At 61.0% G+C, this 8,684-nt stretch carries 6 protein-coding genes; 2 read left to right on the top strand and 4 right to left on the bottom strand.

What is annotated here, in order from left to right; translation table 11 throughout:
• Window positions 1–199 precede the first annotated feature (199 nt).
• The gene (locus tag ABX749_RS12795; protein ID WP_372896330.1) at window positions 200–2,230 is read right to left on the bottom strand and encodes a serine/threonine-protein kinase; all 2,031 of its coding nucleotides are present in this window, start codon (window positions 2,228–2,230) and stop codon (window positions 200–202) included.
• Window positions 2,231–2,373: 143 nt separating this feature from the next.
• Here ABX749_RS12795 and lnt point away from each other — a divergent pair, with 143 nt between their 5' ends.
• On the top strand, window positions 2,374–4,107 hold the full coding sequence (lnt, locus tag ABX749_RS12790; RefSeq protein ID WP_372896329.1) for an apolipoprotein N-acyltransferase: 1,734 nt from the start codon (window positions 2,374–2,376) through the stop codon (window positions 4,105–4,107).
• 428 nt (window positions 4,108–4,535) lie between these two features.
• On the opposite strand, the gene ABX749_RS12785 is transcribed toward lnt, so the two are convergent.
• The 3 genes from ABX749_RS12785 to ABX749_RS12775 form a co-directional block, all read right to left on the bottom strand.
• The gene (locus tag ABX749_RS12785; protein ID WP_145212216.1) at window positions 4,536–5,792 is read right to left on the bottom strand and encodes an LL-diaminopimelate aminotransferase; all 1,257 of its coding nucleotides are present in this window, start codon (window positions 5,790–5,792) and stop codon (window positions 4,536–4,538) included.
• Window positions 5,793–5,898: 106 nt separating this feature from the next.
• Window positions 5,899–6,729: a sirohydrochlorin chelatase gene (locus ABX749_RS12780; protein WP_372896328.1), complete on the bottom strand. Its 831-nt coding sequence runs from the start codon at window positions 6,727–6,729 to the stop codon at window positions 5,899–5,901.
• Window positions 6,726–7,124: a heavy metal-associated domain-containing protein gene (locus ABX749_RS12775; protein WP_372896327.1), complete on the bottom strand. Its 399-nt coding sequence runs from the start codon at window positions 7,122–7,124 to the stop codon at window positions 6,726–6,728. The genes ABX749_RS12780 and ABX749_RS12775 overlap by 4 nt, the downstream gene beginning before the upstream one ends.
• A gap of 259 nt (window positions 7,125–7,383) precedes the next feature.
• On the opposite strand from ABX749_RS12775, the gene ABX749_RS12770 reads away from it, so the two are divergent.
• A partial coding sequence (locus ABX749_RS12770; protein WP_372896326.1) for a BBP7 family outer membrane beta-barrel protein occupies window positions 7,384–8,684 on the top strand: 1,301 nt, incomplete at its 3' end.

Below are 8,684 nucleotides of genomic sequence, written 5' to 3'. Positions count from 1 at the left end.
CGCCACTGGCTAACCGGCCTGTTGATTTAATCAGCCGTTTGGCGCGAGCCTACGGGCGCCGGTGAGTAATCGACATAATGAATGCCCGTACGCTTGCGCGAAACGGCTAATCCCACGTGCGATCGGATTAAATCAACAGGCCGTAACGCTTCCCGCTGGGGTTCTTGATTGCAAACCACGAGGCGCATGCAACCCACGCTCACTGCGACGCGTCGTCCGGCTGCGACGCGTCGTCCGGCGCGGGTTCGTGTAACAACGACATCGCTCGTTGGCGTGCCTCACTCGCCCAGGGTTGACCTTCATAAAGCGTCACGATGCCCTCCAGGAGCGTCTTGCGTTGTTCGGACGGCAACTGTTCGGCGCGGTCGATCCGCCGCATCAGCTCCGCCAACTTCGGGTCTCCCGGGGCTGCTTGCATTTCCGACTGTGCATCGGAGAGTCGGGCGATTTCGAATTCGGCGAGTTGGGCCAACCGCGCGGGCTCGCCGTCATCGTCTTCGGCATCACCGAAGACCGCGATCCACTGCCGCAGTTTTTCACGCGCCGCAAGCGGATTGCTTTGCCGCAGCGCCATCGCTTCGAGAAACGTTTTTTCGTACAGCGGTCCTTCGCTGGTTCGCAGCTTGGCTTTCAGCTTCAATCGTCGCACGGCCGCTTCCACGCGATAGATCTTTTCTCGCTGACGAATCTCGTCCGCTCTGGGGTGCTCGGGGAACAGCTTGAGGAATCGTTCCATCTCGTCTTGGATCTGAAACGATTGAACGGAGCTGTCCGGGCTGTCGATTTTGGCGAGTAATTCTTCCGCCGTCGGCCCTCGCGTGGACACGACCAGGAAGACGACACCGACCAGAAGGATCAGCGAGAGCGCGACGATTGAAACGATCCGCAGCGCCGGGTGTTCCGTCTTGGTTTTGGGGGTCACGAAGAACCCTTCGCGGACCTCGCCATCGGAGACGGTTTGAAAGTGAGTCTTTCCGCTCAAGCCGACCGACGTGTCGCGGTTGCTCGGGGCATCGGGATCGACCGTCGAATCATCCGGCGACCGACGGTCGTCCGACGCCGCAGTGGCGGCGGTACTGAGCACGGTTCCGCGTTTGCCACTGTGTCCTTCGGTGTGGACCGTGCGCGCCGAGGGGTCCACGCTTGAGACCGAGGTCTGGTTGCCGTCGCTGATGTCCCAAAACGGCACGGTGTCTTCCGGCCGCGTCTTGCCGGCCTGCACGCGGGTCTTCTTGCCGCCGTTGGGTTTCTCCGGCCCGGTCGTGTCAAATTCTGGTCCCGAGCGATCCGACGTCGGTCGCCCCGAGTCGGATTCGTCAGGGTCTGGCTCGTCGGCGGATTGGTGTTTGGTTTCTGCGCTGGAAGGTGTTTCCGGCTTTTCGCCCGTACGATCGGACAAGGTCTGCATCCGATGCAAGCCGGCGCGCATCGCTTTCAAGCGGTTCATCACTGCCAAGGCGGTGGGCGGCCGCTTCTCGGGCTGCTTTTCCAGCAGTTCGCTGACGATTTGGACGACATCGTCGGGCAAGTCGGGATCGATCATATCCAGCGGCACCGGATCCTTGTGCTGCAACGCCGAAATGACTTCGGTGATGTTCTTGCCGCGAAACGGCGGCTTTCCGCATAACATCGAGTACATCACGCAGCCGAGTGCGAACAGGTCCGTCCGCGACGTGACTCCGGATCCGTCGGCTTGTTCGGGCGCCATGTAGTCGGCCGTGCCCATGATCGAACCGACCGCGGTCTGATTCTCGCCGAAAATCTTGCTGATCCCGAAGTCCAGCAGTTTGACGGTTCCGTCACGCTGCACCACCAGGTTGGCCGGTTTCAGATCCCGGTGCGTCACGCCGAAGTCGTGGGCGTGTTTGAGCGCGGCGCAGACCTGAATCGAGATATCCAGGGCCGTCATCCAAGGCAGCTTTTTCTGTTGACGGATCAACTCCTGAAGCGTTTCGCCTTCGACATACTCCATCGAATAGAACAGCATGCCGTGCTCTTCGCCGAATCCGATCAGTTTGACGATGTTCGGGTGGCTGAGCAGCTTGAGCGTTTTGACTTCGGTGTCAAATCGACGCCGAAAACGCATTTCGTCGGACATTTGCGAGGCGATCAATTTGACCGCAACGTCCTGGCCGGATTTGGCGTGTTTGGCTTTGAACACCGATCCCATTCCGCCCGTGCCGAGGGTCTCTCCGATCCGGTAGGGGCCGAGGTATTCGGGTGGCTTCATGTTCAATGGGAGCGTCAGGGAAAAGAGAAGGGTGCGAGGATGAAGGATCGCATGTACTAATCTAACATTTTTTCCGCGTCTGACGTTCGCCGATCAAGAGATCTGAATTCCGCTGACCGACGCATTTGCCTAGGATCTGGGGCATGAACAAATCGGCCCCCCCTACTGAAACCGAGTCGCCCGCGAAAACGTCGTCGACGAAGCCGCCCGTCGGACGAACCTGGTGGTGGATCGCGATGGCGTCGCTGGTCGTGCCTTGGTTGAGCCAGCCTCCCTTGGGCTGGTGGCCGCTCGCAGCGATCGCCGTCACTCCCCTGCTGCTTGCGGCAACGCAGGCGACGATTTCATCGAGACAGTATGCGGTCTTGTACTTGGCCGCGGTCGGCTATTGGGCCTTGACGTTGCAAGGGCTGCGGTTTGCTAACCCGTTGATCTATCCCTGTTGGATCGCACTGGCCGCCTATCTGGCGATCTACCCGGTCGCCTTTGTGGTGGTGCTGCGCCGTTTGATGCGGCTGGGGCTGGCGATGGTGTTCGCCGCGCCGCTCGCTTGGGTCGGCATGGAGTGCATTCGTAACTACATGCTGACGGGAATTTCAGCGGTCATGCTCGGCCACACCTTGGCCGACGTCCCCTCGCTGATTCAAATCGCCGACTTGGGTGGCAGCTACGCGGTCTCGCTGGTGATCGTGGTTGTGAACGTGGCCGTGGTGTCGGCATGGCGATGGCGTTGGTGCTCGACGACGGGATCGGCCGACGCGGCCAACCCTTTCGCTCCTTCGATCGGCAGCGTCGTGACCTGCGGTATCGCCGCCCTCGTGCTGCTCTCGGCAACGTTTCTCTATGGCCGTTATCGTTTACAGCAACCGACGCAACCGTCCACGACGACGATCGCGTTGATCGGACGCAACGAACCGGTGGAATACGATCAAGACCGTTCGCGCGAGTTGGAGTTGTTTGACGCCTACGCGCAAGAGTCGATTCGCGCTTTCCAGTCGACCGATGAAACGATCGATGCCGTTGTTTGGCCCGAGTCGATGTTCACCGGCATGATCCCTTGGATGGCCGGCCAGGGCGACGGCGCGATGGCTCGGGAATTGGGGCTCAGCCGGGAAGAAGAGCAAGCGATGACCGCCGAGCACCGCAAGCGATTTCAATTTCGCGCGGGATCGTTGCAAGCGATGTTGGCGGCCAGCAATGGCCCCCAGGCGACCAAGCCTGACATCATCGGCGGTTGCGGGGTAATCGACGATGGGCCGACGACGAAGATGTACAGCGGGATCGTCCACGTCGGTGCGGAAGGCCGCGTCGTCGACTGGTACGGAAAGATGCACCTGGTCATGTTCGGCGAGTACATTCCACTGGTCAAACACGTGCCGATCGTTCGCGACTGGGTGCCGAAGAACCTCGGTTTGACGCCCGGCGAGCACGCCAAACGGTTTCACGTCGGTCCGACGACGCTGTGCCCCAATATCTGTATCGAGACCGCGGTCGAACGCGTCGCGATCAATCACCTGCGTGAACTCAAGGCTGACGAAGGCGGATTGCCGGACGCGATCGTGACCGTCACCAATGACGCCTGGTTTGATGATTCCAGCGTCATCACGCATCACAAACGATGCGCCCAATTCGTCGCCGTCGCCTGTCGCCGGCCGATCTTGTCGGCCGCCAACAACGGGCCGACGGCCTGGATCGATAGCAACGGACGTGTCGTCGAGGAGTTGCCTCAAGGCGGCAACGGATGGGTGATTGCCAAGCCGAGTTTGGACAGCCGGACCAGTCTGGTGATGACAATCGGTGACTGGCCGGCGCGGGTTTGCGCGATCGTGTTTTTGGCCGCGCTGTTGCGGCCGAAGTCTTGGCGCAGAAGGGGTTAGCGGGCTGGCGCGAGCGCAATACCGCTACTACTTTCGACGCCAAAGTGCGCGGCATGACCCCGACGGGGTCAAAGCCAGTAGCCGGAGGTGAGCGAAGCGACACCTCCGGACATCCGGTCCCCCGCCAGACGCGACCCCGAAGGGTGTCGAAGCAAATGACGTCGGCGCCCTCGGACCCGGCCAGCCCGCACGCACACGCTCACCCGTCAACTCCCTTGCGAATGCAGACTGCCGCACCGCCGGCGGATGGATTCGCTGCGACCCCGTCCGGGGTCGAGGGGGATTGTGGGACCTGCTTCCCGGAGGTGGCGCTGCGCTGACCTCCGGCTACTCGCTGGCATCCCTCCGGGATACTCGGTTCGCTGCCGCTCTCCTTTGACACCAAACGGAGTGATACTTGTTCGCGAGCGGGCTGGCGCGAGCCCTCGCTAACGCGTGAACTTGGCTTCGCTGAGCCGCCGTTTGGTTTCGGCCATCAAAGCGTCTTCGTCGGCTTCGCTGTCGGCCACGTAGGTGACACTGAAACGCAGGTACGATCCGGCATCGTCCCAGGGCACGGTGACGACACCGAGTTGTTCGATCAGGAACCGCGTCGCGTCCTCGGCCTTGTCAAACGTTTCACCACTTTCGGTCCCCTTCGGGGCGGGCGTGTAGAGGAAATACGTTCCGCCGGGCATCTCGCAATCGAAGCCGCAATCTTTCAGCACCGCGACCAGCTTTTCCATCCGGCGTTGATACTTGGCCTTGATGCGAGCCGGGATCGAGTCGTCGTCGAGCGCCGCGGCGGCGGCCTTTTGGGTCGCGATGAATTGGCCGCTGTCGCTGTTGTCCTTGACGTCCGCGAACGCGGAGACGATTTGCGGGTGACCGGCGACGAAACCCATCCGCCAACCGATCATGTCATATCCCTTGCTCATCGAATGGACTTCGACGCCGACGTCCATCGCGCCGGGGGTTTCCAGGAAACTGGTCGGCTTGCCGTCAAACGTCAGCAGAATGTGCGCCGCGTCATGAACGACGACAAATTCCTTCTCCTTGGCCAACGCGACCACCTTTTCAAAAAACTCCGGCGTCGCCAATCGTCCCGTCGGGGAATTCGGGTAATTCAGCACCAACAACTTGGCGCGACGATAGATGTCGTCGGGAACCGAATCCAAATCGGGCAGGAAATTGTTTTCTTTCAACAGCGGCAACCGAAACACGTCACCGCCGTAGTAGCGCGTGTGGGTGCCCGCGACCGGGTAGCCCGGCACGGTCATCAGCGTCACGTCACCGGGATTGATGAAACAGGCCGGCAACATGGCGTAGGCGGGCTTGCTGCCGATGCAATGGTTGATCTGCGTGGCCGGATCCAAGTCGACGTCAAAGTGCCGCTTCATGAACCGCGCGGCGGCCTGCTTGTATTCGATCACGCCGTTGTCGGCGTAGCCGCGGTTTTCGGGCTGATTGATTTCAGTCGCCATCACCTGCCGCACCGCTTCGTCGGCCATCGCGTCGTTTTCGCCGATCCCGAAATCCAGCAATTGGCGATCCGGGTGGGCCGCCAAGGCGTTCCGCTTGGCCCGTTTGATCTTTTCGAACTTGTAGATCTCGGTGCTCTTTCCATAGTTTGCCCCGCCGATGCGATCGGCGAACAACGACTGGAAATAGGGATCTTTGACTTCAGGTTCGGTAGCAGATGACATAGCAGCGATCAGAGGGATGGAAGAAAAAACCGTTCTGGCGAAGGGCACCGATGATAAACGGCCCGGCAAATGTCCGCGAGTGTGGTGAAGTTGAATTCCCGACGCATCAGGTCTGCGAGTCGGGAATTTCGGCGAATCCGCGTCGGACCAATGCCTCAGCGACTTCGGCCGTCGGGCCCAAGTAGTCCGCCACAACGAATCGCACCTGCGGGTGACGCCGCGAGGCCTCGGCGACTTGAGCGGCGATCGCGTCGTACAAACGGCCTTGGAACAGCAAATGAGGCTGGACGATCACGGTTCGGATCCCGGAGCGGTCGGCAACCTCGTCCAGGACGCCGGGCAGCTTGGGCTCGGCCATCGCGTAAAAACCGACCGCGTGATGGGGCATCGCACATCGCCGCGCCACGATTTCACCGAGCACACGCATGTCGGCTTTCGCGCAGGGGTCGTAGCTGCCCCGGCCGACCATCACCAGCGCGACCGAATCGTCCATCTGGATCGCTTCCCGATCGGCGGCTTGCCGGATCCGGCTGGACAGCAACGCGATGATCGTCGGTGCGCGTGAGAGGGGGCCGGATTGGCTGTAGCATACGCCCGGAGTTTCCGCGGCGCATGCGGCAACCGCATCGGGAATGTCGCTTCGGGCGTGTCCGGCCGCAAACAACAGCAACGGCGCGACACGGATCTGTTTCGCACCGCGTCGGACCAACGTTCGCCAAGCTTCGGGGATCGTGGGCTGCTGAAATTCCAACAAGCAGCCTTCCACCGGCAGCGGTGCAAGCCGCTCGGCCAAGACCGACGCGAGTTGAAAGAACTCCTCGGTCCCGGCCGGATCGCGGGTCCCGTGACCGACCAACAGAACCGCGTCGCTCTGCCGGACTGCGTTGCTTTGCAGAGCTACGTTGCTTTGCGGCGTTGCCCCGGTCGCGTCACTCACTCGTTCTTGGCGACGGTTGAACCGGTGAACCCGGCGGCTTCTAACTGGGCGATCGCCTGTTCGGCGTCAAATCCGTCTTTGTAGGTCACGATAACTTGGGGGTTATCGATGATGCCTTCTTCTTTTTGCGGAGCGAGTTCGACGGCGACCACGTCCGAGCGTTTCTCCAGGTTCTTTTTCACGCTGGGGTAGCAGGCAAACGGGCAATGCATTTCAGGAACCGTCATCGTCAACGATGCCGTCGTCACCTCCGCGTCGGGCGCGATTGCGACCGCATCCGCTGGAGTCGCCGAGGAGGGGACCGCTTCGGCAGCGGGCTCGGTCGGTAGGGTTGAGATCATGTACATGATTCCGGCAGCAGCCAAGATCGCGGCGCCGTAAGCGAGGGATCGCATGGAAGGGTCCTTTTCAAAGGGAAGGTGGATTTTGTCGAGGGCGGGGTAAATCGAAGTTTTGGGGGGCGGTCGCCGCGCGTCGGCTTTCCGGGCCGACGTGCAAATTGGCGAACACCCTATCGTTTCATCTTGACGTGAATCGGTCAATTATCGCAATTTCCAACCGCGGTCGGCATCCGCCACCGGAAACTTGATCGAAATCCTGCGACGCAGGCGATTTTCTACCCTTTTTCGCTCGGAGACCAGCCCGTTGCTTCACGTGTCGAGAGCCATTGCCAGTCGGCGGCTGACCAGTTTAGCCGGCGGTAGCGCGACTGCAGGGCGACTTTTCCAGCTGTGCTTGCTCGCCGGCGCCCTGATTTCCGCTGATTTGAGTCATGCCCAGCGTCCGGGGGCGATTTTCAATCCGAACCTGGACGGCAGTGTGTTCGGGACCCATTCCTCCGATCCGTACCAAATGGTCGCACCCACCGCGGGGAACCCTTCATCGGCGGTTTTGCCTGCCGGCGGCGGACTTTTTACGGGTAGCCCGGCGGTGGACAGTCTCCGCCAATGGGATCCGCTACTTCCACGTTTTCAAAACCGCATCGATTCGCGGCTTTTCCTTCGCGCCGAGTATCTGCTGTGGGACGTGTCGGGCATGGACTCCCCGCCGCTGGTCACGACCAGCCCCGACGGCACCGGCCAGGACGTCGCCGCCACGCTCGGTGAAGCCGGCACCTCGGTCGCATTCGGCGGCAAGACGCTCAACGACGGTTCGACCGGCGGGTTCTTGATCGCTGGCGGACTTTGGATTTCTCCGCAACGGAATTTCGCGATCGAAACCGAGTACTTCCAATTGTCCGAACTCGATGACCGCTACAACGGATCGAGTGACGGCAGCGTGATCCTGGGACGCCCGTACTTCGATCTCACCGACGGCGACGAGACGGCTGAGCTGATCGCGTACCCGGGTTTGGTCAGCGGCGACGTTCGCGTTCGAACCGAGTCCAACCTGCGGTCGTTCTTGATCGACGGACGTGTCTCGCTTTGCCCCACGCATGGCGCGTGTTGTCAACAATGTGGACTGCGTGACCGCACCGATTGGATCATCGGCTACCGCAACATTCGTCTGCGCGATTCACTGTCGATCGTCGAAAACCGACGCAGCGAAGTCACCAGTGATCCGCAAACGTTTGCATCATCCGATCAGTTTCAAACGACCAATCAGTTCAACGGACTGCAGCTGGGCATCGTGCATCGCATGTTGCTTCAGCGAGCCTGGTTGGAAACGTCGATGCGCGTCGCCCTGGGGAACACCGAACAAACGCTACGGGTTTCCGGCAGCACCACCATTGATGATCAGGCGACGAGCCAAACCTACGACGGCGGACTATTGGCGCAGCGGACCAACAGCGGCACGCGGAGTCGCGATGAGTTTACGTTGGTGCCCGAGTTGGGCGTCCGATTGGGGATCCGATTGACCGATCGGCTGCACGCGAACATCGGTTACTCGGTGCTGTATCTGCCCAATGTGATTCGCGCGTCCGAGCAAATCGATCGGGACGTGAATCCCGGGTT

Origin of the sequence: Stieleria sp. (assembly GCF_041595215.1) — a bacterium.
Taxonomy (GTDB): Bacteria; Planctomycetota; Planctomycetia; order Pirellulales; family Pirellulaceae; genus Stieleria; species Stieleria magnilauensis.
Note: the sequence above shows the minus strand (reverse complement) of the source record. Positions and strands in the feature narration are given on the sequence as shown.

Excerpts from the sequence above, each read along its gene's own strand:
- ABX749_RS12795 (WP_372896330.1), bottom strand. The coding sequence starts at position 2,230 with ATGAAGCCACCCGAATACCTCGGCCCCTACCGGATCGGAGAGACCCTC.
- lnt (WP_372896329.1), top strand. The coding sequence starts at position 2,374 with ATGAACAAATCGGCCCCCCCTACTGAAACCGAGTCGCCCGCGAAAACG.
- ABX749_RS12785 (WP_145212216.1), bottom strand. The coding sequence starts at position 5,792 with ATGTCATCTGCTACCGAACCTGAAGTCAAAGATCCCTATTTCCAGTCG.
- ABX749_RS12775 (WP_372896327.1), bottom strand. The coding sequence starts at position 7,124 with ATGCGATCCCTCGCTTACGGCGCCGCGATCTTGGCTGCTGCCGGAATC.